Raw genomic sequence first — 24693 nt, 5'->3', positions numbered from 1 at the left:
TCACACCGACACGTCCGGCGCGGTCACGAGGCCGATATTCTTGAACCCCGCGGAGGAGATCAGCGCCATCACCTTCATCACCGTGCCGTAGTCGGCCGTCTTGTCGCCGCGCACGAAGATGCGCTCCTCGTAGCCGGTCTTGGCGATCGCCTGCAGCTTGGCGACGACCTCCTCGACCGCGATCTCCGATTCCTGGATGAACACGCCGCCGGTCGAGTTCACCGAGATGGTGATGGGCTGCGTCTCCGAATTCATCGCCTTGGCCGCCGTCTCCGGCAGGTCGATGGGCACGCCCACCGTCAGCATGGGCGCGGCCACCATGAAGATGATGAGCAGCACCAGCATGACGTCGACCATCGGCGTCACGTTGATCTCGCTCATCGGCGCGCGGCGCTTGCCGCCGCGCCGGCCGCGGCGCGATCCGCCCCCACCGCCCGAACCCGTGGACATGCCCATGATCGTCGATCCCCTAGCAGCCGCGCGCCGAACTCAGCGGGCGGGCGTCCTCTCGTCGATCTGCCGCGACAGGATCGCGGAGAACTCGTCGGCGAAGGCCTCGAGCCGCAGCCCGATCTTGCCCGCGTCGGCGGAGAGCTTGTTGTAGGCGATGACCGCCGGGATCGCGGCCACGAGGCCGATGGCGGTCGCCAGGAGCGCCTCGGCGATGCCGGGCGCGACGACGGCGAGGTTGGTCGACTTCGAGCCGGCGATGGCCTGGAACGAGGTCATGATGCCGACGACGGTGCCGAAGAGGCCGACGAAGGGCGCGGCCGAGCCGATCGTGGCGAGAAAGCCGAGGCGCGATTCCAGATCGTCCATCTCGCGGGCGAGCGTCACGTCCAGCGCCTTCTCGATGCGCGCCTGCAGGCCGATCGGCGAGCGGGCGCCCTTCTCGAAGGATTTCTTCCACTCGCGCATCGCCGCCACGAACAGGGCGCCCATGCCGGAGGTCTTGCGCTCGGAGAGGTTGTGGTAGAGGTCCTCCAGAGACTGGCCGGACCAGAAATGCGTCTCGAAGCTGTTCAGCTGCCGGCGCACGCGCCCGAAGCGCATGGACTTGTCGACGATGATCGCCCAGGTCCAGACCGAGGCGACGATGAGGCCCATCATCACCAGCTTGACGATGAGGCCGGCCTGCCAGAACAGGTCCCACATCGACACCGATCCGGCGGCGGCCAGGGTTTCGTGAACGACTTCTCCGTTCATCCGTCAAGTTCCTCGGTAAGCGATGCGGGTCGGCTGACGTGCCGAAAGCGGGCATGACCCGAAGGCTCGCCGCGGCTTCGCCCTCTGGCTGTCGACGACCGACACCTGTCGAAGAGACCCGCACCGTCCTTCACGAGTAAATCCGGTGAAAGAATGGCGTGGCCCGACCGCATCGGACGCGCCCCGTTGAAACACGGTTAAGGTTAAGGTTTTCTTAGCGGGACCGCGCGAATCGGCGCGATGCCCGCTGCGGCGCGGGGGCTCAGGCCCCGGCGACCGAGGCCTCCTCCGGCGCCAGCGTGGCGAGAACGGCCGGCGGCATGCGCATCGGCTTGCCCGCCGGCGAGATCACCGCCACCTTGACGCGGGCCTCCACCAGGACGTCCGCCTCGCCGCGCAGGATGCGCTGGTCGAGAACGACGCGGGCGCCGCCGAGAAGGGCCGTGCGCGTCTCGACCCGCAGGATGTCGTCGATCCGGGCGGGACGCAGGAACTCGATCTCCATGCGCCGCACGGCGAAGGCCATCGGCGCGCCGAAGGCGCCGTCCAGAAGCTCCCGGTGACCGATCCCCTTCAGCCGCAGGAAATCGGACCGTCCCCGCTCCAGAAACTGCAGATAGCGCGCGTGGTAGACGACGCCGGAAAAGTCCGTGTCCTCGAAATAGACGCGCACGAGAAGCTCGTGCCCTGTCTGCGTGAGCCGGCCGGCGATCGAATGATCCATGCCGGTCGCCTACAGCATCGCGCCGACCGACGGAATCGGTTTTCGCTCCGTGCCGCGAAACCAAGGGCTTGGCGCCGGACCTTGAGACGCCTGTCGGGCGCCGACCGTCCGCGGAGCGCGCACGGGCGCGGCAGAGCCTGCGGCGATTGTCACGCACGCGTCACGTCCGGTTCATCGCCCCGTCACCTGCCGCTGTTTGATGCCGGTCCATCCCGTCCGCATCAGGAGCCCCAGGACATGCGCTTGACCCCGATACTTCCCTTGGCCGCGGTTCTTCTGGCCTCCTCGACGCTCGTGAGCTTCGCCGAGCCGGTGTTCAACCGCATCGCGTCCTTCCCCGTCGCCTCGAACCTGCCCGAGGGCACCGACCCTGCCTCCGAGACATCCGCCGAGATCATCACGGCCTCGAAGGACGGCCGGACGCTGGTCTATTCCGACAGCCCGAACGGCGGCATCGGCTTCATCGACATTTCCGACGCGAGGGCGCCGAAGGCCGGCGGCTATCTCGCCATCGACGGCGAGCCGACCTCCGTGGCGGTGGCGGGCGACACCGTCCTCGTCGGCTTCCGCACGTCCGACTCCAAGACCGAGCCGGCCGGACAGCTCGGCGCCGTCAGCCTCGCCACGAAGACGATGGGAGCGACCTGCGACCTCGGCGGCCAGCCCGACTCCGTCGCCGTCTCGCCGGACGGCACCCTGGCGGCCGTCGCGATCGAGAACGAGCGCGACGAGGATCTGAACGACGGAGCGCTGCCGCAGATGCCGGCCGGCTTCGTGGTGATCCTGCCCTTGCAGGATGGAACGCCCGACTGCGCCGGCGCCAGGCGCGTCGAGATGACCGGCCTCGCGACCATCGCGCCGGAGGATCCGGAGCCCGAATTCGTCGCCTTCAACGCCCGCAACGAGCTCGCGGTGACGCTGCAGGAGAACAATCACATCGTCCTGATCGACGGCGCCAGCGCTGCGGTCACCGGCCATTTCAGCGCCGGCACGGTCGCGCTGGAGGGCGTCGACGCAAAGGACGACGGCAGGCTCGCCTTCGTCGATTCGATCGAGGCCCGCCCGCGCGAGCCCGATGCGATCAAGTGGCTCGGAACGGACCGCCTCGTGATCGCCAACGAAGGCGACTGGAAGGGCGGGACGCGCGGCTTCACCGTCTTCAACCGCGACGGCAGCGTCGCGTCCGAGTCGGGCCCGTCGCTGGAGATGCAGGCCGCCCTGGCCGGGCACTATCCCGACAAGCGCTCCGACGCCAAGGGCATCGAGCCGGAGGGGCTGGAGGTCGCCGCATTCGGCGGCGAGACGCTGATCTTCGTCCTCGCCGAGCGGGCCTCGCTGGTCGGCGTCTACAGGGACACGGGCGCGGAGCCGCAACTCCTGCAGATCCTGCCCTCGGGCATCTCGCCGGAGGGCGCGGTCGCGATTCCCGCGCGAAACCTCCTGGCCACCGCCAACGAGGCGGATCTGGTGGAGGACGGCGCGGCGCGCAGTCACGTCATGCTCTACGAACGGGCCGAAGGCGTCCCAGCCTATCCGCAGATCGTCTCGACGATGAAGGACGGCATGCCGATCGGCTTCGGCGCCCTGTCCGGCCTCGCCGCCGATCCGCAGACGCCCGGCCTGCTCTACGCCGTCAGCGACAGCGTCTACGGCGCGGCGCCCACCCTCTTCACCATCGACGCCACCACCAAGCCCGCGCGCATCGTCGCGGCGCGCCCCGTGACGGACAAGGGCGAAGCCGCCGCCCATCTCGATCTCGAGGGTCTGACGCCCGACGGCGCCGGCGGCGCCTGGCTGGCCAGCGAGGGCCGGACGGACAAGGACGTGCCGCACCAGCTCGTTCACGTCGACGCGACGGGCGCGGTGACCGAGACGGTCGCCTTCCCGCCCGCACTCCTGGAGGGCGAGACGCGGTTCGGGGCTGAAGGCATCGCGATGATCGGCGACCGGCTCTGGGTCGCGATCCAGCGCCCGTGGAAGAACGATCCCGCGAACCAGACCAAGCTCGTCTCCTACGATCCGAAGACGAAGGAGTGGGGCGCCGTGCTCTATCCCCTCGACGCGGCCGAGGGCGAGGGCGCCTGGACCGGACTGTCGGAAATCACGGTTCACGGCGACCACGCCTATTTCATCGAGCGCGACAACCAGATCGGCGCGGCGGCGCGGCTGAAGGCGATCACCCGAGTCGCCCTCGCCGAGCTGACGCCGGCGCCGCTCGGCGGCCCGCTCCCCGTCGTCGCCAAGGAAACGGTGCGCGATCTCCTGCCCGACCTGAAGGCCCAGACGCAGGGCTACGTCGTCGACAAGGTCGAGGGCTTCGCCATCGACGGGACCGGCACCGGCTATGTCGTCACCGACAATGACGGCGTCGACGATTCCTCGGGAGAGACGCTGTTCTTCTCGATCGGCCGCGTGGACGGGGCCGCCGCGTCTCTGACGAAGTGACCGCCTGACGCTGGGAACGCCGTGCGTCCGTCCGGGGCGCACGGCGTTCTCCTGCATCGGTCCCGACGATCGCGCTCGATGTTCGGACGGCTTGATGCGTAGACTCAATGGCTTGGAGCGTCCTTTGTGCGTCCGAAGGGACGCACGACGCTCTAATCCGCCTCGCCCGGCTCCTCGAAGAGGCCCGCCTGCACGCCCGACAGCGAGGACGGAACGGCGAGGCCGATATGGCGGAAGGCATGGGCCGTCAGAAGCCGGCCGCGCGGGGTGCGCTGCAGGAAGCCCTGCTGCAGCAGATAGGGCTCGACGATGTCCTCGATCGCGTCGCGCGGCTCGGAAAGCGCGGCCGCGATCGTCTCGATGCCCACCGGGCCGCCGCCGAAATTGACGGCGATGAGATCGAGATAGCGCCGGTCGAGCTGGTCGAGGCCGAGACTGTCGACCTCGAGCCGCGTCAGCGCCTCGTCGGCGATGCGCCGGTCCACGATCGCGGCATCGGCCATGGTGGCGAAGTCGCGCACGCGGCGCAGGAGGCGCCCGGCGATGCGCGGCGTGCCGCGCGCGCGCCGTGCGATCTCGCGCGCCCCGTCCTCGCCCATGGGCAGCGCCATCAGCCGGGCGCCGCGCTTCACGATGTGTTCCAGCTCGGGCACGGTGTAGAAGTTCAGCCGCACCGGAATGCCGAAACGGTCGCGCAGCGGCGTCGTCAGGAGGCCGAGCCGCGTGGTGGCGGCCACGAGGGTGAATCTCGACAGGTCGATCTTCACCGAGCGCGCCGCCGGCCCCTCGCCGATGATGAGGTCGAGCTGGAAGTCCTCCATGGCGGGATAGAGGATTTCCTCCACCGCCGGGCTGAGGCGGTGGATCTCGTCGATGAAGAGGACGTCGCGCTCCTCCAGATTGGTGAGAAGGGCCGCGAGGTCCCCCGCCTTGGCGATGACGGGACCGGAGGTGGAGCGGAAGTTGACGCCGAGCTCCTTGGCCATGATCTGCGCCAGCGTCGTCTTGCCGAGACCCGGCGGCCCGACAAAGAGGACGTGGTCCAGCGCCTCGCCGCGCGTCTTGGCCGCCTCGATGAAGATCTTGAGATTGGCGCGCGCCGCCGCTTGGCCGACGAACTCGTCGAGCCGCTGCGGCCGCAGGCTGGTGTCGGCGTCCTCGCCGCGTTTCTCCGGGGCGATGAGGCGGGTCGTGTTCATGGGAATGCTATGCCCCGCTCCTGGCCGTCGTCGCGTCCGTCGTGTTCGCGCGCATCGTCGCCGCGCCCCTCGTCGCCGCGACCGTCATCTCTCCGTCGCCGGCTCGCCGGGTGGCGGCAGGGGAGCCGCCGCYCCTGSCCGTCCGCGTCAGGCGCGGCTGAGCGCCTTCAGCCCGAGCCGGATCAGCGTCGTCGAGGGCGCGCCCTCCCCGCCCTCGCGCAGGGCGGTGGCGACCGCGCCGGCGGCCTGATCGCGCGAATAGCCCAGATTGACGAGCGCCGAAACCGCGTCCGCGACGGGCGCGGCCGCGACGCCCTCGCCGATCTCGCGCTTCAGGCCGAAACTCTCGCCGGAGGCCGGGCCGGAATAGGCGGGCGCGCGGTCCTTCAGCTCGGCGACGATGCGCGCGGCGACCTTCGGGCCGACGCCCGGCGCGCGCGCCACCATCGCCTTGTCCTGGAGGGCGACGGCGTCGGCGAGCTCGGCGACCGAGAGCGTGCCCACCACGGCGAGCGCCACCTTGGCGCCCACGCCCTGCACGCTCTGCAGGAGCCCGAACCACTCGCGCTCGGCGCGCGTGGCGAAGCCGTAGAGGCGGATCATGTCCTCGCGCACATAGGTCTCGACGAAGAGTGCCGCCGCCTCCCCCGGCGCCGGCAGCCCGGCCAGGGTGCGGGCCCCGCAATGGGCGACGTAGCCGACGCCGTGCACGTCGATCACGACGCTGTCCTCGTCGATCTCGTCGATCGTGCCCTTCAGCTTTCCGATCACGGATGGGTCTCCGGGCAGATGATCCGAAGATCGGGGAAGTAGTTGCGATAGCGGGCGCCGTCGCGCGTCAGAAGGCGGTGCCCGGCGACGAGCGCATGGGCGCCGATGAGGAAGTCGGGCAGGGTGCGCTCGCGCTGCCCGCCGCGCTCGCGATAGAGGCGATGGGCCTGCCCCGCCGGAAAGGCGGCTTCGAAGGGCAGCGGTTCCTCCTGCAAATCAAAAGGAGCGAACAGAGCGCGCAGGCGCCGCTCGCCCGCCTCCTTCTGCGTGATCTCCGCCCAGACGATCACGCTCGTCGCCACCGTCCCCTCGTCCAGGGCCGCCAGGAACTGCGCGCGAGACCAAGCGCGCTGAGCGGGATCGGCCTGCAGCGCGACGAGATCGATCAGGACGTCGGTGTCAACGAGCGTCGAAATCGTCACGCCCGCCTCGAAGCTCGGCCATGTAATCGTCGACCGAATTCGCCCCGATATCGACCTGATCCGCCAACTCGTCGATCCGAGCCGTCAGACGGCGACGGCGATCGGCGGGCGTCTCGTTGCCGAACTTGCGCACCAGGCGCACGATGTCGCCGTCGTCCACGAACTCCACCTCGCTGCCCGGACCGATGCCGAGCCGGTCGCGGATGAACTTCGGGATCGTCACCTGGCTCTTTTCCGTCAGACGCATGCGTCGCCCTCGCGTAATACCTTGCGGTATTACTTATCCGCCGAACCGGAACAAGTCAAGAACACAGCCCTCAGGCCGGCAGCGCGAAGGCGGCTCGGGCCTGGGCCGACTGGCGGTGATGGGTGTGGCAGATGGCGATGGCGATGGCGTCGGCCGCATCGTCCGTGTCGAAAGTGGCGCGTGGCAGAAGCACCTTCACCATCATGTGGATCTGCTTCTTCTCGCCATGCCCGACGCCGATGACCGCCTTCTTCACCGCGTTCGGCGCGTATTCGGCGACGGGCAGGCCGGCGAGCGCAGGCACCAGCATGGCGATGCCGCGGGCCTGCCCGAGCTTCAGCGTCGCCACCGCGTCCTTGTTGACGAAGGTCTGCTCCACCGCCGCCTCGTCGGGCCGATGGACATGCAGGACCTCCGTCAGACCGTCGTGCAGCTGACGCAGCCGGCTGGCGAGATCGAGCTTGTTGTCGGACGTGACCGTCCCGCTGCCGACGAAGCGCAGAGAATTGCCGAGCGTCTCCACGACGCCCCAGCCGGTGCGCCGCAGGCCCGGATCGATGCCGATGATGCGGATGACCGCCCCCTGCCCCATGATGCCGTTCCTTCCAGCCTATCGCGACGCTCGCTCGAATTAAAGACAAAACATGAACGGAAACGAAACGGAGCGCGGACGACGGCTTGCTCAGGGTCGGACCATGTCCGGTGCGGTGGGTCCGGCCGCGTTCACCTTGCGGTGACGGCCCTGTCGCCGCGGCCGGCGCGCTGCCATCTTGCGCCCATGTCGCACCGCACGAACGCCCTCCGCCTCGCCCTCTGCGCCCTTCTCCTGGCACCCGTCCTCCCGGCGGCCGCCCAGACCGCCGCCGGTCCCGCAGCCGTGACGTCAGGCGCAGGATCGTTGCAGACCGTCCTCGAGCGCGCCCGCGCCCTTCCCGCGCTGGAGACGATCCTCGTCTCCGTCGACGGGGCGACGGTGATCGACGAGGGGTTCGGCGGGCAGCGCACGGACCGGGCCGCCAACATCAAGTCGGCCTCCAAGTCCGTCGTCTCCGCTCTCGTCGGCATCGCCATCGACAAGGGTCTGATCGAAGGCCCGGACCAGACGATCGCCTCCTTCCTGCGGGCGGACTTTCCGGCCGATCCCGACCCGCGCCTGTTCGAGGTCACGATCGGCCATCTCCTCTCGATGCAGGCCGGGCTCGAGCGCACCTCGGGCGCCAATTACGGCGCCTGGATCTCCAGCCGAAACTGGGTGCGCGCGGCGCTCGCCAAGCCGTTCGTGGACGAGCCGGGCGGCTCGATGCTCTATTCCACGGGCTCGACCCATCTCCTCTCGGCCATCCTCACAAAGGCGAGCGGCCGCTCGACGCTGCAGCTCGCGCGCGACTGGCTGGGACCTGCGGGCGTGCGCATCGCCGACTGGGAGCGCGATCCGCAAGGCCTCTATCTCGGCGGCAACCAGATGGCGATGACGCCGCGCTCGCTCCTGGCCTTCGGCGAGCTCTATCGGCGCGGCGGGCTCACGGCATCGGGCGAGCGCGTCCTGTCGCAGGCCTGGATCGAGGCGTCCTTCACGCCGCGCACGACGTCCCGCTTCCATGCCGGGCGCTACGGCTACGGTTGGTTCGTCGAGAGCTTCGCCGGGCATCCCGGCTATTACGGCTGGGGCTATGGCGGACAGATGATCTATGTCGTGCCGGACCTCGCGCTCACCGTCGCCATCACCTCCGACGAGACGCAGCCCTCCGGGCGCAGCGGCTACGTGCAGGACCTCCACCGCCTCGTCTCGGAAACGATCGTGCCGGCCGCGATCGCCGGACGCACCGCCGCCGAAGCGCGGGGCCCCTCGTAGGGAGTTGCGGGCCGGCGGCACCGCCGTAGAATGCGGCGTCAGGCGGGAGACGACGATGAGCGAAGCGCGGACGCCGAAGCGCATGACGCCGGACGAGTTCTTCGTCTGGCAGGCCGAGCAGGACCGCAACTACGAACTGGTGGACGGGGTCCCGGTCGCGACGCCGAAGGCGATGACGGGCGCGTCGCGCCGGCACGATACCGTGACGGTGAACGTGCTGACGACCTTGCGCGAGAAACTGCGGGGCAAGCCTTGCCGCCCGCATACCGACGATATCGCCGTCCGCAATCCGAACGCGAACATCCGGCGGCCCGATCTCGTCGTCGATTGCCGCTCGCAGCCGGATCAGAGCATGGAGGCGGCGGTGCCGCGGGTTCTGATCGAGGTTCTGTCGCCCTCCACCATGCGGTTCGACCGATTCCAGAAGGTCGAGGAATACAAGCGGCACGAAGCGGTCGACGTCGTCCTGCTGATCGACACCCAGTCTCCGAACGTCATCGTCTGGCGGCGGGGGTCCGCCGGCTGGGCCTCCGAGACTTTCAAGGGTCTCGCCGCCGCGATCCCGCTCGGCGAGATCGAGGCGGACCTGGCGATGGCCGAGATCTACGAGGATCTCGGCTTCGATGGCCCCGCCGCGGAGACGGGCCCGGCTTAGGCCGCCGAGAGCTTCGCCATCACCTCTTCGTCGACCTCGAAATTGGCGTAGACGTTCTGCACGTCGTCGTCCTCGTCGAGATTGCCGATGAGCTTGAGCACGCTCTGCGCCTTCTCCTCGTCCACCGGGGTGCCGGTCTGCGGGCGCCAGATGGTCTTCACGCTCTCGGCTTCGCCCAGGCTCTTCTCGAGCGCGGCCGAAACCTCGCCGAGATCCTCGAAGGCGGTGATGATCGTGTGGCCGTTCTCGTCGGAGACGACGTCGTCGGCCCCCGCCTCGATGGCCGCTTCCATCACCTTGTCGGCGCTGCCGGCCTTGGCGGCATAGACGATCTCGCCGACATGGTCGAACATGAAGGAGACCGACCCCGTCTCGCCGAGCGCGCCGCCCGACTTGGTGAAGTAGGAGCGCACGTTGGAGGCGGTGCGGTTGCGGTTGTCGGTCAGCGCCTCGACGATGACGGCGACGCCGCCCGGCCCGTAGCCCTCGTAGCGCACTTCGTCGTAGTTCTCGCCGTCGGCGCCCGAGGCCTTCTTGATCGCGCGCTCGATATTGTCGCGCGGCATGGACTGGGCCTTGGCGTTGTTGATGGCCAGGCGCAGGCGCGCGTTCATGTCCGGGTCCGGCAGGCCGCCCTTGGCGGCCACCGTGATCTCGCGGGCAAGCTTGGAGAAGAGCTTGGAGCGGACCGCATCCTGGCGGCCCTTGCGATGCATGATGTTCTTGAACTGTGAATGGCCGGCCATGTGGCACCTGCTTGGACGAATTCGCGAAAGGGGTGTCTCTTAGTCAAAATCGCGGCGAGCGTCCAGAACGGCCGGGCCGGCGGGGCCGCTCACGCGATGATGAACGCGCGGGCGCGATCCGTTGGTCTAGTCTCCGGCCAGCGTCCCGAAACGCCAGGAGCCGCCCGTGCGCCAGCGCATCCTCGCAGCCGCCCTCTCGATCGGCCTCGGCACCCTTGCCGCGCCCGGCGCCGCCCTCGCCCAGCCGGTTCCGAGCCTGTGCCACGCCATCGCGCAAGGGCTTCCGAAGGCGCGTTTCGCGAGCTTCGACGGGCGGATGCCGGCGGCGATCCCGGCCGCCGCCCGCAGCGGCGAGGTGACGATCACCTATATCCACCACTCGACCTATCTCATCGAGACGCCGGAGGGCGTCCGGGCGGCGACGGACTATTCGGGTTACGCGGGCGAGGCGATGCCGACGATCGCGACCATGAACAAGGCCCATTCCTCCCACAACACGCCCTTCCCGGACCCCGGCATCCAGCATGTCCTGAAGGGCTGGAACCCGGAGGGCGGCGCGGCGCGCCACGACGTGACGGTGAAGGACCTGCACGTGCGCAACGTGCCGACCGACATCCGCGGCCAGGGCGGCATGGAGCCGGACGGCAACTCGATCTTCGTCTTCGAGACGCAGGGCCTGTGCATCGGCCATCTCGGCCATCTGCATCACGAACTCACCGACCAGGACTTCGCCGCGATCGGCCGGCTCGACATCGTCATGGTGCCGGTGGACGGGGGCATGACGATGAGCCAGGCCGGCATGGGCACGATCGTCGAGCGGCTGCAGTCGCGCCTCGTCCTGCCGATGCACCGCTTCGCCGGCCCGATCGAGCGCTTCCTGGAGAAACTGCCGGGCTTCGAGGTGGAGCGCCGGGCCGAGCGCAGCCTCACGGTCTCGGCGCGCACGCTGCCGCGGCGGCCGACCGTGGTGCTCCTCTCCGGCGTCTGAGCCGCTACCAGAAGTCCGGCATCGCCCCGTCGAGGCGCGGGCCGATCCGCACGGGCGCGATTCTCTCGGCAAGCCCCGTGCGGTCGGAGATCTCCACCGCCAGACCGCAGATCGTCGCCGGACCCTGCGCGGCCTCGAAGCGCCCGCGTGGCACCTTGGTGACGAAGCGGTTCAGCGGCTCCTCCTTCTCCATGCCGAGCGAGGAATCGTAGTCGCCGCACATGCCCGCATCCGACTGGTAGCCCGTGCCGCCGACGAGAATCTGGTGGTCGGCCGTCGGCACATGCGTGTGCGTGCCCACCACGAGGCTCACGCGCCCGTCGAGGAAATGGCCCATGCACTGCTTCTCGCTCGTCGCCTCGGCGTGGAAGTCGATGACGATCGCGTCGGCCTGTTCGCCGAGCGGACAGGCGGCGACCAGGGCGTCGGCGCAGGCGAACGGGTCGTCGAGATCGGGCGACATGAACACCCGGCCCATCACGTTGGCGACGAGGACGCGCGCCCCGTTGCGCGCCTCGAACAGGCCGCTGCCGACGCCCGGCGCGCCTTTCGGATAGTTCGCCGGCCGCAGGAAGCGCGGCTGGCGCGTGGCGAAGTCCAGCGCCTCGCGCTGGTCGAAGACGTGGTTGCCCGTCGTCATCACGTCGGCGCCGGCGGCGAGCGTCGCCTCCAGGATCTCCTCGGTCACGCCGAAGCCGCCGGCCGCGTTCTCCCCGTTCACCACCACGAAATCCAGCCGCCAGTCGGCGACGAGGCCCGGCAGGCGCTGGAATACGGCGCTGCGGCCGGAGCGGCCGACCATGTCGCCGAGAAAGAGGAAACGCATCAGGCCTTGTCCGACAGCGCGGCCTTGGCGGCCGACAACTTGGAGAGGCCCGCGACGATGGCGGGGCGGCTGCCGACCCGCTCCAGCCAGGCCCGAAGCGCCGGGAACTGGCCCTCCTCGGCCAGTTCGTCCACGCCCGCCTTGGCCCAGGAATAGTTGATGATGTCGGCGATCGAATAGGCGCCGGCGAGATGGTCGCGCGTCGAAAGCCGACCGTCGAGGACGCCCAGGAGCCGACGGCCCTCGGCGGCGTAGCGCTCGATCGCGTAGGGGATCGTCTCCTTCGCGTAGGTCGCGAAGTGGTGGTACTGGCCGATCATCGGCCCGGTGCCGCCCACCTGGAAGAAGGTCCAGGCGAAGGTCTCGGCGCGCTCGGCCGGCGCGGTGGGCAGAAATCGGCCCGATTGTTCGGCCAGATGCACGAGGATCGCGCCCGATTCGAAGACGCGCAGGTCCGCGCCGGAACGCCGGTCGACCAGGGCGGGGATACGGCCGTTCGGATTGAGGGCGAGGAAGTCGGGCTTCTTCTGCGCGCCGGTGGAGATGTCGACGAGATGCAGCGCGTAGTCGAGGCCGAGTTCCTCCAGCATCAGAACGGGCTTCTCGCCGTTGGGCGTCGTCCAGGTGTAGAGATCGATCATCGTGCTTTCCGCGCAAGGTTTTGCGGGCAAGCTAGTGCGCGTGGTCCGCGAGGGGAAGCGGCGGTTTGCCCGGCGGGCGGGACGAGGAACAGGAGTCAGGGCCGATGATGGTTGGACAGGACGCGCCCGCGGGCGCGGGTCGTTTCGTGCGCACGGGTCGCACCCTGCGCAGGCTGGCGCTGGCCGCGGGAGGGGCGGCCGCGCTCCTCGTCTCGGGCTGCACCGGCGGCGGGCTGAACAGCGTCGACGTCTCCTCGGCCAGCAGCTTCGCGGTCGATCGCGGGACGGCGCTCGGCTCGATCAACGCCTTCCGCGCCAGCAACGGCCTCTCCCCCGTCGCCTTCGACGCGGTGCTCGACAAGGCCGCCGAACGGCAGGCGCGCGCCATGGCGGCGCGGGGCAAGATGAGCCATTCGTTGGACGGCTCCCTGCCCGGCCGCGTCTCCGCCTACGGCTACAACTGGGCTGCGATCTCGGAGAATCTCGGCTGGAACTACGGGTCCGTGCCGGCCGTCATCCGTGGCTGGGAGGCCTCGCCGGGGCACCGGCGCAATCTCCTGAACCCGAACGTCACCGAGATCGGCCTCGCGGCCGCGCGCGGGCGCAGCGGCGAGCCCTACTGGGCGCTGATCCTCGGCCGCGAGAAGCGCCGCTGAGCTGAGGAGAAAGCCGCGGCGCGCCTAGAGGCCGAGCCGGCGGAGGCCCGTTTCGGTCGCGATCTCCGGCAGGCGCACGTCGTGGGCCTGCAGCGGGATCGCCTCCACCTCCTGCACCGAAAACCCCGCGCCGACGAGCCGGGGGTCTCGCCCGCGCTCGCGCAGCGCGGCGATGGCGCCGTCGTAATAGCCGCGGCCGTAGCCGATGCGTCCGCCCGCGCGGTCGAAGGCGGCGAGCGGCACCAGCATCAGGTCCGGTTCCAGGACCGCCGCGGCCTCGCCCGGCGCATAGGTGCCGAAGCCCTGCGGCTCCAGCGGCGCGCCGCGCAGGAGTTCGCGGAACACGAGCCGCCCCTCCACGATGGCGGGCACGCAGAGCCGCGCGCGCCGGTCGGCGAGCCGCATCATCAGAGGCCGCAGGTCGAGTTCGGAACGGATCGGCAGATAGCCCGAGACGATCGTGCCGGGCGCCACGTCGAGCGCCTCGCCTACGCGGTCGGCGAGTTCGAACGAGGCCTCGATGCGGCGTCCCATGTCCATGGCATCGCGCCGCGCGAGGGCCTCGCGGCGCAGATGCGCCTGCACGGCGCGCGCGTCGGTCTCGATAGAGTCCATCGGGTCCCCGGAACTTGGCCGGACACGGCCTCGGCGCCCTTGGTCGGGCGCGCCGCGAGGGCCATGGAAGGCGTTGGCGAGCCACCCGGCCGATGAGATAGTCGATCCCGGGAACCTACAGAGTAGGTGGGCGCCGTGTGCCCCAGCCCACGGGCCGAGGCAGGGACAGCTCCCTAGGGGATGCGTAAGGCCCCGGGGAATAAGTCATCCCTGTCGAACCGGCCAGCCCGCCAAACATCGATATAGGACAGGGCGCGATGCGCCGCCAGCACCGGCGGCAACGATTTCCGACCGCGGCGCCCGGACCGCGGGCGGCCTCAGCGGAAGTGCTTGGAGAGCTTGAGCCCCTGCGCCTGATAGTTGGAGGCGAGCTCGGTGCCGTAGAGCCGGTCGGGCCTTGCGCTCATGCGCTCGTAGATCAGGCGGCCGACGATCTGCCCGTCCTCCAGGATGAAGGGCACCTCGTGGCTGCGCACCTCCAGCACCGCGCGGCTGCCGGTGCCGCCCGCCGGCGAATGGCCGAAGCCCGGATCGAAGAAGCCGGCGTAATGAACGCGGAACTCGCCGACCAGCGGGTCGAAGGGCGTCATCTCCGCCGCGTGCGAGGGGGGCACGTGGACGCTCTCCTTGGAGACGAGGATGTAGAACTCGTCCGGGTCGAGGATGAGTTCGCCCTGTCCCTGCCGGTGGATCGGCTCCCAGAACTCCGCGGTCGCGTGGCCGGAGCGCCTGTCGACGTCGACGACCGCGCTGTGGCGCTTGCCGCGATAGCCGACGAGGCCCGACGCGTCGCCCGTGAGGTCGATCGAGAGCGCGATGCCGTTGCCCGAAATGTCGGCGCAGGCCGCGTCCGTCAGGCGCTCGCGCGCGTGGAGGGCGGCCAGTTCGTCGGCGTGGAGCGTCGGCGCGCCGCTGCGGAAGCGGATCTGCGACAGACGCGAGCCCTGCCGCACCAGGATCGGGAAGGTGCGCGGCGAGATCTCGATGTAGAGCGGGCCGTCGTAGCCCTCCGGCACCTTGTCGAACTCGCGCGTGCCGTCGACGATGACGCGCGTGAAGATGTCGAGCCGGCCGGTCGAGGATTTCGGGTTCGCCGTCGCGCGAAGGGCCTGCGGCAGCGTCAGGCGCTCCAGCAGCGGCACGACGTAGACGCAGCCGACCTCCAGCACCGCGCCGCGCGTCAGGTCCACCTCGTGCAGGCTGTAGCGGGCGAGCTTGTCCTCCACGGTGCGGCCCGGGCCCGGCAGGAAGCTCGCGCGCACGCGATAGGCGACGGCCCCCAGGCGCAGGTCGAGGCTCGCGGGCTGGATCTGGTCGGCGTCGCGCGGCAGATCGGCGCGGATCGCGCCGGCCTCGAACAGGGCGGCGATGCCGCGATCGGGCAGGATCCCCTCCTGTGCGTGCGGCGGGGCGATCTGGGCGTCTGGCATCTGGGGGGCTCGTGGCACGGGGCTGCGGCGGGAGTCGCGATTGACGCCTATCGCGTCCGCGCTGTAAAGCAAGTCCTCGCATCGTGGTGATTTGGCCGGCCGGCTTGCAGCCACGTTAAACAAGTCGCTAAAGGGCCGTCGACGACTTGACCGTTGGAGACCGGCTTTCGTGCGAGCGACGGCCGGTTTTTTGTTGGAGACGCGCCATGTCGAACGAGCCCCGCCGCCCCGTCCGCCCCGCCACCGCCATGGTCCATGGCGGCACGATGCGCTCCGGCTTCGGCGAGACGTCCGAGGCGCTGTTCCTGACGCAGGGCTTCGTCTATCCGAGCGCGGAAGCGGCCGAGGCGCGCTTCAAGGGCGAAGCGCCGGGCTTCATCTATTCGCGCTACGGCAACCCGACGACCCGCATGTTCGAGGAGCGCATGATGGCGCTGGAGGGGGCCGAGGACGCGCGCGCCACCGCCTCCGGCATGGCCGCCATCACCGCCGCACTGCAGTGCCAAGTGAAGGCGGGCGACCATATCGTCTCCTCGCGCGCCCTCTTCGGCTCGTGTCGCTACGTGGTGGAGACCGTGCTGGGGCGCGCGGGCGTTGCCTCGACCTTCGTCGACGGGCGCGATCTCTCGGCCTGGGAGGCCGCGATCCGGCCGGAGACGCGCGTCTTCTTCATGGAGACGCCGACCAACCCGACGCTGGAAGTGATCGACATCGCGGCCGTCGCCAGGCTCGCAAAGGGCTGCGGCGCGACGCTCGTCGTCGACAACGTCTTCGCCACGCCCATGCAGCAGAAGCCGCTCGAGCTCGGCGCCGACGTCGTCGTCTATTCCGCCACCAAGCATATAGACGGCCAGGGCCGGTGCCTGGGCGGCGTCATCCTCTCCTCGTCCGAGTGGATCGAGAAGACCCTCCAGGACTTCTTCCGCCACACCGGCCCCTCGCTCTCGCCCTTCAACGCCTGGACGCTCCTGAAGGGCCTCGAGACGCTGCCGCTGCGCGTGGCGCACCAGACGGCGAGCGCCGCGCGCCTCGCCGACAGCCTGGCCGCCGACGCGCGCATCTCGCGCGTGCTCTATCCCGGCCGCTCCGACCATCCGGACGCGGCCGTCATCGCCAGGCAGATGAGCGGCGGCTCCACCCTCATCGCCTTCGAGCTCGCCGGCGGCAAGAAGGCGGCCTTCCGCCTCTCCAACGCGCTGCAGGTGGTGAAGATCTCCAACAATCTCGGCGACGCCAAGAGCCTCGTCACCCATCCCGCCACCACGACGCACAAGAACCTCACGCCCGAGGCCCGCGCCGAACTCGGCATTTCCGACGGCCTCCTGCGCCTCTCGGTCGGGCTCGAGGACGTGGACGACCTCATCGAGGACTTCGCCGAGGCGCTGACGGCGGTCTGACCTCAGGCCGGATCGCGGAAGGTGAGGACAGCCAGGCGCACCCGCGAGACGCAGGTGATCGCCGTCAGCGCCGCGAAGGCGTAGGCGATGGCGGGGAACCAGGCCGGCACGAGGCAGGCGAGGCAGAAGGCGGCGAGGGTCTCGCCGGCTTCCGCGAGCCCGGTCGTGAAGTAGAGCGACTTCGGCCCCCGAGCCTCGTCGGACAGACCGCGCTTCTGCGCCATCACCGAGAAGGCGAGGAAACTGGCTCCGTTGGCGTAGAAGGCGAAGAGGAGGACCGCGGCCGGCACGGCATTGGCCGCCGGGTCGGCCAGCGCGAAGCCGAGCGGCACGGCCCCGTAGAAGACGAAGTCGAAGACGATGTCGAGATAGCCGCCGAGGTCGCTCGCCGTCGTGCGCTGGGCCACCGCGCCGTCGAGACCGTCGGCAAGGCGCGAGAGAAGGACGAGGACGAGGCCCGCGAGGAAGGCGCCGCCGGCGATCGCGGCAGCGGCCAGAAGGCCCGTGGCGAGGCCGGCGACGGTGACCTGGTCGGCGCGAACGCCTGCGCGCGCCAGACGCGCCGCCATGCGCCCGAGCGGGCGCTCGATCAGGCGGCGCAAGGCTCCATCCAGCATGTCCCGGCCTTTCCCTGAAATGATCGTCTCGAACGGCGATGCGCTCCCGCCCCGGCGGAGCGGCGCTTGCGCGAAGCGATAGCAGGCCGGCGCCGGTGTCGGCGCACAACCCGGCGTGATCCATCCGTTGCGCCGTTGACGCGCGGTCCGCACGGCTTAAGTCTTGCCCTCGACGAAGGACGGGACCCCGAAGGGACGAAGACCGCGATGTACCGGGCGACGACGCGCCATATCACGGTCACCGTGGTACCGAGCTACCTGGAGGAGCAGTCGAATCCCGAGGAGGGGCGCTGGGTCTTCGCCTACCGCGTCGAGATCGAGAACGGCAGCCGCGACACGGTTCAGCTGCGCACGCGCCACTGGGTCATCACCGACGCCACCGGCCATGTCGAGGAGGTGCACGGACCCGGCGTCGTCGGCGAGGAACCGATCCTGACGCCCGGCGACAGTTTCACCTACACGTCCGGCTGCCCTCTGCCGACGCCGTCCGGCATCATGCACGGCCATTACGAGATGCATCTGGCGGACGGGCGCACGTTTCTGGTCGCAATCCCCCCCTTCTCGCTCGACGTGCCGACGAAGGGGCGCGTTCTGAACTGAGGCGGGGGTCGCCCGACCGTCTTCAGGCCTACCCCTCCTGCCCGTCGAACTCCTTCGGGTCGAACGTGTAGTGCTCGCCGCAGAACTCGCAGGTCACCTTGATCGCGCCGTCCTCGATGGAATCGGCGATCTCCTCGGCCGTGAAGCTGGAGAGGACGCCCTTGATGCGCTCGCGCGAGCAGGAGCAGTCGTCCTCGACGGCGGTGGAGGGGAAGACGCGCACGCCGCGCTCGTGGAAGAGGCGGAACAGGAGGCGCTCGACGCCGACTTCGGGATCCGCGAGCTCGGAAGGCTCGATCGTCTCGACGAGGGCGCGCACCTCCGTCCAGGCGTCGTCGGGCTCGAAGGCCGCTTCCTCCACGCCTTCCGGCAGGTCGCCGCCCGGCAGGTCCGGCATGCGCATGCGCTCGGGCGCGGCGGGCAGGAACTGGGCGATGAGGCCGCCGGCGCGCCAGCCCTCCACGAAGCCGCCCTCGCCGCGCCGCGAGATGCGGGCGACGGCGAGCTTGACGGTGGTCGGGATCTGCTCGGACTGGCGGAAATAGCTCTCGGCCGCCGCCTCCAGCGTGTCGCCGGAGAGTTCGACGATGCCCTGATAGCGCTGCATATGCGCGCCCTGATCGACGGTGAGCGCCATCACGCCCTGGCCGAGAAGGGCCTCGGGCGAGGTCGCGCCACGCGCGATCGCCTCGTCGACGCGCGCGGCGTCGAACTTGGCGTAGGCGCGCAGCGCCGAGGGCGTCGTGAGATCGACGACGAGGAGTTCCACCGGCCCGTCCGTCTGGGTCTGGACGATGAACTTGCCGTCGAATTTCAGCGAGGTGCCGAGAAGAACGGCGATCACCACCATCTCGGCCAGGAGCCGCGCGACGGGTTCGGGATAGGCGTGCCGCTCCAGGAGCGCGTCCAGCATGGGCCCGAGCTGCACGGCGCGGCCGCGCGCGTCGAGCGCCTCGACCGCGAAGGGCACCACGGCGTCGTCCCCGGCGAAGTCGAACTCGCCGAGGGCCTTCTGCAGATCCGCCATCCTTAAGCTCGCGCTCCGTGCCCGGCTTGCGCGGGCTGAACCTCGCCGAACACCCAGGCGAGGATCGATTTCTGGGCATGGAGGCGGTTTTCCGCCTCGTCGAAGACGACCGACTGCGGCCCGTCGATCACCCCGTCCGTCACCTCCTCGCCGCGATGGGCCGGCAGGCAGTGCATGAACAGGGCCTCAGGATTCGCATGGGCCATCAGGCGCTCGTTGACCTGGTAGGGCATGAACACGTTGTGCCCGCGCGCCTGCGCCTCGCGGCCCATGGAGACCCATGTGTCGGTGACGACGCAGTCGGCCCCCGTCACCGCCTCGACGGGATCGCGGGTGAGGAGGATGGAGGCGCCCTCCCCGCGGGCGGCCTCGACATAGCGCATGTCGGGCTCGGACCCTTCGGGCGTGGCGATGCGCAGGTTGAAGCCGAAGCGGGGCGCGGCCTCCACGAAGGAGGACAGGACGTTGTTGCCGTCGCCCGACCAGGCGAAGGTGCGCCCCTTCACCGGCCCGCGCTTCTCCTCGAAGGTCAGGAGATCGGCCATGATCTGGCAGGGATGCGTGTCGTCCGTCAGCCCGTTGATGACGGGCACGGTGGCGCTCTCGGCCAGCTCGATGAGGCGGGCGTGCTCGGTCGTGCGGATCATGATCGCGTCGACATAGCGCGACAGGACGCGCGCGGTGTCGGCGATCGTCTCGGCGCGGCCGAGCTGCATTTCCGAGCCCGACAGGAACAGCGTCTCGCCGCCGAGCTGGCGCATGGCGACGTCGAAGGAGACGCGCGTGCGGGTGGAGGGCTTGTCGAAGATCATGGCGAGGACGCGGCCGGCGAGCGGGCGCGGGCCGGCGCGCCCCTGCGCCTTGCGCGCCACGGCGTCGGTCATGATGGCGCGCAGCTCGCCCGGCTCGACGGCGGCGATGTCGAGGAAATGCCTCGGGAACAAGGTGGTCACGACGCTCCCCTCAGGCGCTCTTGCGGGTCTGGCCGAAGGACAGGGCCGCGGCGGCGGCCTCGATGCGGCGCACGCCCTCGCGGATCTCCTCGGCCGTGACGACGAGCGGCGGCAGAAGGCGCACGACATTGTCCCCAGCCGGAACGCCCAGGATGCCCTCGGCCCGCATGGCGGCGACGAAGTCGGTGTTGGCGACGCGCATCTTCAGGCCGACGAGAAGGCCCTCGCCGCGCACGTCCTCGACGATGTCGGGATAGCGGTCGAGAAGGCCGCCGAGCGCCTGCTTGAACTGGAGCGCGCGCTCGCGCACGCCCTCCAGGAAGCCCTCGGCGAGAACGACGTCGAGCACGGCGTTGCCGACCGCCATGGCGAGCGGATTGCCGCCATAGGTCGTGCCGTGCGTGCCCGCCGTCATGCCCTTGGCCGCCTCCTCCGTGGCGAGGCAGGCGCCGAGCGGGAAGCCGCCGCCGAGCCCCTTGGCCGAGGCCAGGAGATCGGGCGCGGCGCCCGACTGCTCGTAGGCGTAGAACGTGCCCGTGCGCCCGACGCCGGTCTGCACCTCGTCGTAGATGAGGAGGAGGCCGTTGGCGTCGCAGAGTTCGCGAAGGCCCCGCAGGCACTGCGCGGGAACGGAGCGGATGCCGCCCTCGCCCTGGATCGGCTCGACCAGGATGGCGGCGACGTCGGCCTGGGCGGCCGCCGCCTTCAGCGCCTCGTGGTCGCCGAAGGGCAGCTGGTCGAAGCCTTCCACCTTGGGGCCGAAGCCCTCCAGATACTTCTTCTGGCCGCCGGCCGCGATCGTGGCGAGCGTGCGGCCGTGGAAGGCGCCCTCGAAGGTCAGGATGCGGAAGCGCTCGGGCGCGCCGTTGACGTGGTGGTAGCGCCGCGCGGTCTTGATCGCGCATTCCAGCGCCTCGGCGCCCGAATTGGTGAAGAAGACCCGGTCGGCGAAGCTCGCCTCGCACAGGCGCGCCGAGAGCTTCTCCTGGCCCGGCACCTGGAAGAGGTTGGAGACGTGCCACAGCGTCTCGGCCTGGCGCTTCAGCGCCTCGACGAGATGGGGATGGGCGTGGCCGAGCGCGTTCACGGCGATGCCCGCGGAGAAGTCCAGGAAGCGTCGGCCGTCGCGCGCCACGAGCCAGACGCCCTCGCCGCGCTCGACCTCGATGTCGTTGCGGGCATAGGTCTGATAGAGGTGCGAAGTCTCGGTCGCGTTGGCCATGGCTTGCGCTTCGTGCTGCGCCGTCGTGACGGCAGGTTCCTGAAACGTCAAAGCCTGCCGTTGGGGCAGGCTTGGATGGGTCGGCTCGGCTTGTGTCCGCTTCCGCTATACCATGGCGGGCACCCGCGCTGTCAATGAAACGGCGGGGAAACGGCGGGGAAACGGCGGTCGAACGCCGCCGGTCGGGCGCATGGGCGGGGCCGTCCGTCAAGCCCGGCGCGCGCGGCGCCGCGCCCCGAAGCTGGGGAAAAGCCGCGAAACGAATCGCAAGACGGACTGCGACTCTTGTTTCGCGCGAACCCACGTTCTAAATTTGCAGTGAATACTAGATTTCGTGCGGCGGACCTAGTTGCTTAATACATATGGTGGCTTGACCCCGGCAGCGCCAGCTCCGGGGCTTTGGAGCGTCCGTCGCACCCGCCTGAAGGAGTAGACTATGGGCTGGACTGACGAACGCGTCGAGCTGCTGAAGCGGCTCTGGACCGAGGGTCTCAGTGCGAGCCAGATCGCCGAACGTCTCGGCGGCGGCGTCAGCCGCAACGCGGTTATCGGCAAGGTCCATCGCCTGAAGCTGGAGTCGCGCATCAAGACGCCCTCCACCGCCGAGACGGCGGCCGAGGAGGTGGTCGAGGTCGTGGCGCAGGAAGATGTCGAGGTCGAAGTCGAGGTGGTCGTCGCCCAGCGCCTGGTGCCCCCGCCGCAGCCGACCCTCGTCCAGTCCCGGCCGATGCCCCGCCTCGTCGGCGCGACCGCTCTGAAGATGGAGCCGGAGGAAGAGGACGTGATGGAGATGGAGCCCGTGGTCGAGCGCCGTCCCGGCGGCTCCGTCGTGCCCATCGCGCGCCGCCTCAGCCTCACCCAGCTCAACGAGCGGACCTGCAAATGGCCGGTCGGCGACCCGCTGCGCTCGGACTTCCACTTCTGCGGCCACCGCTCGAAGGACACCTCGCCCTATTGCGACTACCACGCGCGCATCGCCTTCCAGCCGGTCTCCGAGCGCCGCCGCGTGCGCTGAGGCCCTCGGCCGTCCGTCCCCGAAAACGAAGAAGGCCGGCAGCGATGCCGGCCTTCTTCGCGTCCATGGCACCCGGTGCGGCCGGGCGGTGCGAGGTCCGCCCTGCCCGCAAGCGGCCTACAGCGTGCCGCTCACCCGTTCGATCGCGCGGGGCGCGGGCTTCTGGGGCGCGGTGAAGGTCTCGTCGAAGGCATAGCCCGCGCCGCGCACGGTGCGGATCGGATCGCGCTGGCGGCCGCGGTTGATGGCCTTGCGCAGGCGCCCGACATGGACGTCCACCGTGCGCTCGTCGACATAGATGTCGCGGCCCCAGACGCCGTCGAGCAGCTGCTCGCGCGAGAAGACGCGGCCGGGCGACTGCATGAAGAACTCCATCAGCCGGAACTCCGTCGGCCCGAGCTTGATCTCGCGGCCGGCCCGGCGCACGCGATGGGTCTCGCGGTCGAGATCGATGTCGCCGGCCGAAAGCTGGGTGGAGACCTTTTCCGGCTTGGCCCGGCGCAGCATCGCCTTGACGCGGGCGACGAGCTCGGGCGTGGAGAAGGGCTTCACCACGTAGTCGTCGGCCCCGACCGAGAGGCCGCGCACGCGCTCGCTTTCCTCGCCGCGCGCCGTCAGCATGATGATGGGAAGGCGCTCGGTCTCGGGCCGCGTGCGCAGGCGGCGGCAGAGTTCGACGCCCGAGAGGCCCGGCAGCATCCAGTCGAGCACGAGGAGGTCGGGCACGACCTCCTTCAGGCGCAGGTCCGCCTCGTCGCCCCGCGCGATCACGTCGACGACGTAGCCCTCGGCCTCCAGATTGTAGCGCAGGAGGATGCCGAGCGCCTCCTCGTCCTCCACCACCGCGATCCGCATCGCCATGGACGCCTCCCTCAGCGCAGGGGCGCCGCAGCGCCCTCGTCCGGCTGCGACACGGAGGTCGTACGGTCGTCCTTGGGACGCTCCAGCCCGAGCTGCTCGCCGGTGTTGATGTAGTAGACCGTCTCGGCGATGTTCGTCGCGTGGTCGCCGATCCGCTCGATGTTCTTGGCCGAGAACAGGAGATGCGTGCAGGCGGTGATGTTGCGCGGGTCCTCCATCATGTAGGTGAGGAGCTCGCGGAAGATCGAGGTGTACATGGCGTCGATGTCGTCGTCGCCCTCGCGCACGGCGATGGCGCGGTCGTGATCGCGCGCGGCATAGGCGTCGAGCACTTCCTTCAGCTGCGTCAGGGCGAGCTCCGACAGGTGCTCGATGCCGCGCACGAGCTGCAGCGGATGGGGATGGTCCTGCACGGCGAGGACGCGCTTGGCGATGTTCTTGGCCAGATCCCCGATGCGCTCCAGATCGTTGGAGATGCGGATGGCGCCGACGATCTCTCGAAGGTCGACGGCCATGGGCTGGCGCTTGGCGATGGTGAGGATCGCCCGCTCGTCCAGCTCGCGCTGCGAGGCGTCGAGGAGCACGTCCTCCGAGACGACGGTCTGGGCGAGCCCGGCATCGCCGCGCGTCAGCGCGGCCACGGCCTGCTCGACCATGCGCTCGGCCTGGCCGCCCATTTCAGAGATGCGGCGCACGATGAACTTCAGTTCGTCCTCGTAGGACGTGACGATGTGCTCGGACATGATTGCCTCCCTGTCCCCGGTCAGCCGAAGCGGCCGGTGATGTAGTCCTGCGTGCGCTTGTCGTCGGGGTTGGAGAACATCTTCTCCGTCGGCCCGACCTCCACGAGATGGCCGAGATGGAACATCGCGGTGCGCTGCGAGACGCGCGCGGCCTGCTGCATCGAGTGGGTGACGATGACGATCGTGTAGTTCTGCTTCAGCTCGTCGATCAGTTCCTCGACGCGCGCCGTGGCGATCGGGTCGAGCGCCGAACAGGGCTCGTCCATGAGGATCACCTCGGGGCTGACGGCGATGGCGCGGGCGATGCACAGGCGCTGCTGCTGGCCGCCCGAGAGGCCGGTGCCCGGTTCGTCCAGCCGGTCCTTGACCTCCTCGAAGAGGCCCGCCTTCTGCAGGCTGGTGACGACGATCTCCTCCAGTTGCGCCTTGCCGCGGGCGAGCCCGTGGATCTTCGGGCCGTAGGCGACGTTCTCGAAGATCGACTTGGGGAACGGATTCGGCTTCTGGAACACCATGCCGACGCGGGCGCGCAGTTCGACGACGTCGATGTCCGGATCGTGGATGTCCTCGCCGTCGAGCGTGATCTTGCCGCCGACGCGGGCGGTGTCGATCGTGTCGTTCATCCGGTTGAGGCAGCGCAGGAAGGTGGACTTGCCGCAGCCTGACGGGCCGATCAGCGCCGTCACCTGCCGCTCGGGCACGTCGAGGTCGACCTCGAAGAGCGCCTTTTTCTGACCGTAATGCACGGTCACCTTCTCGCCCTTCATCTTGGTGGAATGCTGCGGCTGCAAGGCCGGTCCTTTCGCTATTGTCACCTGCATGTTCTGCATCATCG

At 69.7% G+C, this 24693-nt stretch carries 28 protein-coding genes, 1 other RNA gene and 1 riboswitch; of the genes, 8 read left to right on the top strand and 21 right to left on the bottom strand.

Annotation, left to right across the window (positions count from 1 at the left end; translation table 11 throughout):
• From tolR to ASG48_RS01475, 3 genes are all read right to left on the bottom strand, one after another.
• Positions 1-450 carry a protein TolR gene (gene tolR, locus ASG48_RS01485; RefSeq protein ID WP_244486724.1) on the bottom strand — a complete coding sequence of 150 codons (450 nt, stop codon included), beginning with the start codon at positions 448-450 and terminating at the stop codon, positions 1-3.
• Between the two features lie 39 nt (positions 451-489).
• Complete coding sequence (tolQ, locus tag ASG48_RS01480) at positions 490-1206, bottom strand: protein TolQ (protein ID WP_055844137.1); 717 nt, start codon at positions 1204-1206, stop codon at positions 490-492.
• A 262-nt stretch (positions 1207-1468) separates the two neighbouring features.
• A complete protein-coding gene (locus ASG48_RS01475) occupies positions 1469-1930 on the bottom strand; it encodes a YbgC/FadM family acyl-CoA thioesterase (RefSeq protein ID WP_055844135.1) in 462 nt (153 codons plus the stop codon).
• A 243-nt stretch (positions 1931-2173) separates the two neighbouring features.
• Here ASG48_RS01475 and ASG48_RS01470 point away from each other — a divergent pair, with 243 nt between their 5' ends.
• Positions 2174-4375, top strand: a complete 2202-nt coding sequence (locus ASG48_RS01470) for an esterase-like activity of phytase family protein (protein WP_244486682.1) — start codon at positions 2174-2176, stop codon at positions 4373-4375.
• Positions 4376-4527: 152 nt separating this feature from the next.
• Here ASG48_RS01470 and ruvB read toward each other — a convergent pair whose 3' ends face one another.
• The 5 genes from ruvB to ruvC form a co-directional block, all read right to left on the bottom strand.
• A complete protein-coding gene (ruvB, locus tag ASG48_RS01465; protein WP_055844130.1) occupies positions 4528-5574 on the bottom strand; it encodes a Holliday junction branch migration DNA helicase RuvB in 1047 nt (348 codons plus the stop codon).
• Positions 5575-5721: 147 nt separating this feature from the next.
• Complete coding sequence (ruvA, locus tag ASG48_RS01460; RefSeq protein WP_055844129.1) at positions 5722-6345, bottom strand: Holliday junction branch migration protein RuvA; 624 nt, start codon at positions 6343-6345, stop codon at positions 5722-5724.
• Complete coding sequence (locus tag ASG48_RS01455; protein ID WP_055844127.1) at positions 6342-6767, bottom strand: type II toxin-antitoxin system VapC family toxin; 426 nt, start codon at positions 6765-6767, stop codon at positions 6342-6344. The genes ruvA and ASG48_RS01455 overlap by 4 nt, the downstream gene beginning before the upstream one ends.
• Positions 6745-7014, bottom strand: coding sequence for an AbrB/MazE/SpoVT family DNA-binding domain-containing protein (locus ASG48_RS01450; protein ID WP_055844125.1), 270 nt, complete (start codon positions 7012-7014; stop codon positions 6745-6747). Before ASG48_RS01450 ends, ASG48_RS01455 begins: the two co-directional genes overlap by 23 nt.
• 70 nt (positions 7015-7084) lie before the next feature.
• On the bottom strand, positions 7085-7606 hold the full coding sequence (gene ruvC, locus ASG48_RS01445) for a crossover junction endodeoxyribonuclease RuvC (RefSeq protein ID WP_055844124.1): 522 nt from the start codon (positions 7604-7606) through the stop codon (positions 7085-7087).
• A gap of 186 nt (positions 7607-7792) precedes the next feature.
• On the opposite strand from ruvC, the gene ASG48_RS01440 reads away from it, so the two are divergent.
• Entirely contained in the window at positions 7793-8866 is a 1074-nt protein-coding gene (locus tag ASG48_RS01440; protein WP_082529204.1) for a serine hydrolase, read from the top strand.
• A gap of 55 nt (positions 8867-8921) precedes the next feature.
• Positions 8922-9521: a Uma2 family endonuclease gene (locus ASG48_RS01435; protein ID WP_055844122.1), complete on the top strand. Its 600-nt coding sequence runs from the start codon at positions 8922-8924 to the stop codon at positions 9519-9521.
• Here ASG48_RS01435 and ASG48_RS01430 read toward each other — a convergent pair.
• The gene (locus tag ASG48_RS01430; protein WP_055844120.1) at positions 9518-10267 is read right to left on the bottom strand and encodes a YebC/PmpR family DNA-binding transcriptional regulator; all 750 of its coding nucleotides are present in this window, start codon (positions 10265-10267) and stop codon (positions 9518-9520) included. The two genes, ASG48_RS01435 and ASG48_RS01430, sit on opposite strands and share 4 nt — an antisense overlap.
• 166 nt (positions 10268-10433) lie before the next feature.
• On the opposite strand from ASG48_RS01430, the gene ASG48_RS01425 reads away from it, so the two are divergent.
• Positions 10434-11255 carry an MBL fold metallo-hydrolase gene (locus tag ASG48_RS01425; RefSeq protein ID WP_055844119.1) on the top strand — a complete coding sequence of 274 codons (822 nt, stop codon included), beginning with the start codon at positions 10434-10436 and terminating at the stop codon, positions 11253-11255.
• A gap of 4 nt (positions 11256-11259) precedes the next feature.
• Here the strand turns inward: ASG48_RS01425 and ASG48_RS01420 are convergent, their stop codons facing one another.
• Together ASG48_RS01420 and ASG48_RS01415 are read right to left on the bottom strand one after the other, a co-directional pair.
• Positions 11260-12081, bottom strand: coding sequence for a YmdB family metallophosphoesterase (locus ASG48_RS01420; protein ID WP_055844117.1), 822 nt, complete (start codon positions 12079-12081; stop codon positions 11260-11262).
• Complete coding sequence (locus ASG48_RS01415; protein WP_055844115.1) at positions 12081-12722, bottom strand: glutathione S-transferase N-terminal domain-containing protein; 642 nt, start codon at positions 12720-12722, stop codon at positions 12081-12083. Before ASG48_RS01415 ends, ASG48_RS01420 begins: the two co-directional genes overlap by 1 nt.
• A gap of 104 nt (positions 12723-12826) precedes the next feature.
• Between ASG48_RS01415 and ASG48_RS01410 the strand changes: the two genes are divergently transcribed.
• Positions 12827-13378 carry a CAP domain-containing protein gene (locus ASG48_RS01410; RefSeq protein WP_082529159.1) on the top strand — a complete coding sequence of 184 codons (552 nt, stop codon included), beginning with the start codon at positions 12827-12829 and terminating at the stop codon, positions 13376-13378.
• 24 nt (positions 13379-13402) lie between these two features.
• Here ASG48_RS01410 and ASG48_RS01405 read toward each other — a convergent pair whose 3' ends face one another.
• From ASG48_RS01405 to ASG48_RS01400, 3 genes are all read right to left on the bottom strand, one after another.
• Entirely contained in the window at positions 13403-13993 is a 591-nt protein-coding gene (locus ASG48_RS01405) for a 5-formyltetrahydrofolate cyclo-ligase (RefSeq protein WP_055844113.1), read from the bottom strand.
• A 74-nt stretch (positions 13994-14067) separates the two neighbouring features.
• Positions 14068-14225, bottom strand: a non-coding RNA gene (ssrS, locus tag ASG48_RS17780) — 6S RNA.
• An 85-nt stretch (positions 14226-14310) separates the two neighbouring features.
• Positions 14311-15423 carry a 2'-deoxycytidine 5'-triphosphate deaminase gene (locus tag ASG48_RS01400; protein WP_055844111.1) on the bottom strand — a complete coding sequence of 371 codons (1113 nt, stop codon included), beginning with the start codon at positions 15421-15423 and terminating at the stop codon, positions 14311-14313.
• A gap of 73 nt (positions 15424-15496) precedes the next feature.
• A riboswitch (SAM riboswitch) is annotated at positions 15497-15574 on the top strand.
• Between the two features lie 55 nt (positions 15575-15629).
• On the opposite strand from ASG48_RS01400, the gene ASG48_RS01395 reads away from it, so the two are divergent.
• Entirely contained in the window at positions 15630-16820 is a 1191-nt protein-coding gene (locus tag ASG48_RS01395; RefSeq protein WP_055844109.1) for an O-succinylhomoserine sulfhydrylase, read from the top strand.
• 2 nt (positions 16821-16822) lie between these two features.
• On the opposite strand, the gene ASG48_RS01390 is transcribed toward ASG48_RS01395, so the two are convergent.
• Complete coding sequence (locus ASG48_RS01390) at positions 16823-17437, bottom strand: CDP-alcohol phosphatidyltransferase family protein (protein WP_055844107.1); 615 nt, start codon at positions 17435-17437, stop codon at positions 16823-16825.
• Positions 17438-17644: 207 nt separating this feature from the next.
• Between ASG48_RS01390 and apaG the strand changes: the two genes are divergently transcribed.
• On the top strand, positions 17645-18037 hold the full coding sequence (apaG, locus tag ASG48_RS01385; RefSeq protein WP_055844105.1) for a Co2+/Mg2+ efflux protein ApaG: 393 nt from the start codon (positions 17645-17647) through the stop codon (positions 18035-18037).
• Positions 18038-18065: 28 nt separating this feature from the next.
• Here the strand turns inward: apaG and ASG48_RS01380 are convergent, their stop codons facing one another.
• The 3 genes from ASG48_RS01380 to ASG48_RS01370 are packed head-to-tail and all read right to left on the bottom strand — an operon-like array spanning position 18066 to position 21239.
• Positions 18066-19064: an Hsp33 family molecular chaperone gene (locus ASG48_RS01380; protein ID WP_055844104.1), complete on the bottom strand. Its 999-nt coding sequence runs from the start codon at positions 19062-19064 to the stop codon at positions 18066-18068.
• A gap of 2 nt (positions 19065-19066) precedes the next feature.
• Complete coding sequence (gene argF / locus ASG48_RS01375) at positions 19067-20008, bottom strand: ornithine carbamoyltransferase (protein ID WP_055844102.1); 942 nt, start codon at positions 20006-20008, stop codon at positions 19067-19069.
• 19 nt (positions 20009-20027) lie between these two features.
• Entirely contained in the window at positions 20028-21239 is a 1212-nt protein-coding gene (locus tag ASG48_RS01370) for an aspartate aminotransferase family protein (protein WP_055844100.1), read from the bottom strand.
• A 436-nt stretch (positions 21240-21675) separates the two neighbouring features.
• Between ASG48_RS01370 and ASG48_RS01365 the strand changes: the two genes are divergently transcribed.
• On the top strand, positions 21676-22254 hold the full coding sequence (locus tag ASG48_RS01365; protein WP_055844098.1) for a GcrA family cell cycle regulator: 579 nt from the start codon (positions 21676-21678) through the stop codon (positions 22252-22254).
• Positions 22255-22371: 117 nt separating this feature from the next.
• Here the strand turns inward: ASG48_RS01365 and phoB are convergent, their stop codons facing one another.
• Genes phoB through pstB form a run of 3 tightly spaced genes read right to left on the bottom strand, consistent with a single transcriptional unit; the run spans position 22372 to position 24688 of the window.
• Complete coding sequence (gene phoB / locus ASG48_RS01360; RefSeq protein WP_055844096.1) at positions 22372-23115, bottom strand: phosphate regulon transcriptional regulator PhoB; 744 nt, start codon at positions 23113-23115, stop codon at positions 22372-22374.
• A gap of 11 nt (positions 23116-23126) precedes the next feature.
• Entirely contained in the window at positions 23127-23861 is a 735-nt protein-coding gene (gene phoU / locus ASG48_RS01355; RefSeq protein WP_055845335.1) for a phosphate signaling complex protein PhoU, read from the bottom strand.
• A gap of 17 nt (positions 23862-23878) precedes the next feature.
• The gene (gene pstB / locus ASG48_RS01350; RefSeq protein ID WP_055845332.1) at positions 23879-24688 is read right to left on the bottom strand and encodes a phosphate ABC transporter ATP-binding protein PstB; all 810 of its coding nucleotides are present in this window, start codon (positions 24686-24688) and stop codon (positions 23879-23881) included.
• Between the last annotated feature and the right edge of the window lie 5 nt (positions 24689-24693).

This window comes from Aurantimonas sp. Leaf443 (genome assembly GCF_001425575.1).
Lineage (GTDB): Bacteria > Pseudomonadota > Alphaproteobacteria > Rhizobiales > Rhizobiaceae > Leaf443.
Note: the sequence above shows the minus strand (reverse complement) of the source record. Positions and strands in the feature narration are given on the sequence as shown.

Excerpts from the sequence above, each read along its gene's own strand:
- ruvB (WP_055844130.1), bottom strand. The coding sequence starts at position 5,574 with ATGAACACGACCCGCCTCATCGCCCCGGAGAAACGCGGCGAGGACGCC.
- ASG48_RS01450 (WP_055844125.1), bottom strand. The coding sequence starts at position 7,014 with ATGCGTCTGACGGAAAAGAGCCAGGTGACGATCCCGAAGTTCATCCGC.
- tolQ (WP_055844137.1), bottom strand. The coding sequence starts at position 1,206 with ATGAACGGAGAAGTCGTTCACGAAACCCTGGCCGCCGCCGGATCGGTG.
- ruvC (WP_055844124.1), bottom strand. The coding sequence starts at position 7,606 with ATGGGGCAGGGGGCGGTCATCCGCATCATCGGCATCGATCCGGGCCTG.
- phoB (WP_055844096.1), bottom strand. The coding sequence starts at position 23,115 with ATGGCGATGCGGATCGCGGTGGTGGAGGACGAGGAGGCGCTCGGCATC.
- ASG48_RS01400 (WP_055844111.1), bottom strand. The coding sequence starts at position 15,423 with ATGCCAGACGCCCAGATCGCCCCGCCGCACGCACAGGAGGGGATCCTG.
- apaG (WP_055844105.1), top strand. The coding sequence starts at position 17,645 with ATGTACCGGGCGACGACGCGCCATATCACGGTCACCGTGGTACCGAGC.
- ASG48_RS01420 (WP_055844117.1), bottom strand. The coding sequence starts at position 12,081 with ATGCGTTTCCTCTTTCTCGGCGACATGGTCGGCCGCTCCGGCCGCAGC.
- tolR (WP_244486724.1), bottom strand. The coding sequence starts at position 450 with ATGTCCACGGGTTCGGGCGGTGGGGGCGGATCGCGCCGCGGCCGGCGC.
- ASG48_RS01435 (WP_055844122.1), top strand. The coding sequence starts at position 8,922 with ATGAGCGAAGCGCGGACGCCGAAGCGCATGACGCCGGACGAGTTCTTC.
- ASG48_RS01410 (WP_082529159.1), top strand. The coding sequence starts at position 12,827 with ATGATGGTTGGACAGGACGCGCCCGCGGGCGCGGGTCGTTTCGTGCGC.
- ASG48_RS01370 (WP_055844100.1), bottom strand. The coding sequence starts at position 21,239 with ATGGCCAACGCGACCGAGACTTCGCACCTCTATCAGACCTATGCCCGC.
- ASG48_RS01365 (WP_055844098.1), top strand. The coding sequence starts at position 21,676 with ATGGGCTGGACTGACGAACGCGTCGAGCTGCTGAAGCGGCTCTGGACC.
- ASG48_RS01395 (WP_055844109.1), top strand. The coding sequence starts at position 15,630 with ATGTCGAACGAGCCCCGCCGCCCCGTCCGCCCCGCCACCGCCATGGTC.
- ASG48_RS01390 (WP_055844107.1), bottom strand. The coding sequence starts at position 17,437 with ATGCTGGATGGAGCCTTGCGCCGCCTGATCGAGCGCCCGCTCGGGCGC.
- ASG48_RS01475 (WP_055844135.1), bottom strand. The coding sequence starts at position 1,930 with ATGGATCATTCGATCGCCGGCCGGCTCACGCAGACAGGGCACGAGCTT.
- ASG48_RS01440 (WP_082529204.1), top strand. The coding sequence starts at position 7,793 with ATGTCGCACCGCACGAACGCCCTCCGCCTCGCCCTCTGCGCCCTTCTC.
- ASG48_RS01380 (WP_055844104.1), bottom strand. The coding sequence starts at position 19,064 with ATGGCGGATCTGCAGAAGGCCCTCGGCGAGTTCGACTTCGCCGGGGAC.
- ASG48_RS01430 (WP_055844120.1), bottom strand. The coding sequence starts at position 10,267 with ATGGCCGGCCATTCACAGTTCAAGAACATCATGCATCGCAAGGGCCGC.
- ASG48_RS01405 (WP_055844113.1), bottom strand. The coding sequence starts at position 13,993 with ATGGACTCTATCGAGACCGACGCGCGCGCCGTGCAGGCGCATCTGCGC.
- ASG48_RS01415 (WP_055844115.1), bottom strand. The coding sequence starts at position 12,722 with ATGATCGATCTCTACACCTGGACGACGCCCAACGGCGAGAAGCCCGTT.
- pstB (WP_055845332.1), bottom strand. The coding sequence starts at position 24,688 with ATGCAGAACATGCAGGTGACAATAGCGAAAGGACCGGCCTTGCAGCCG.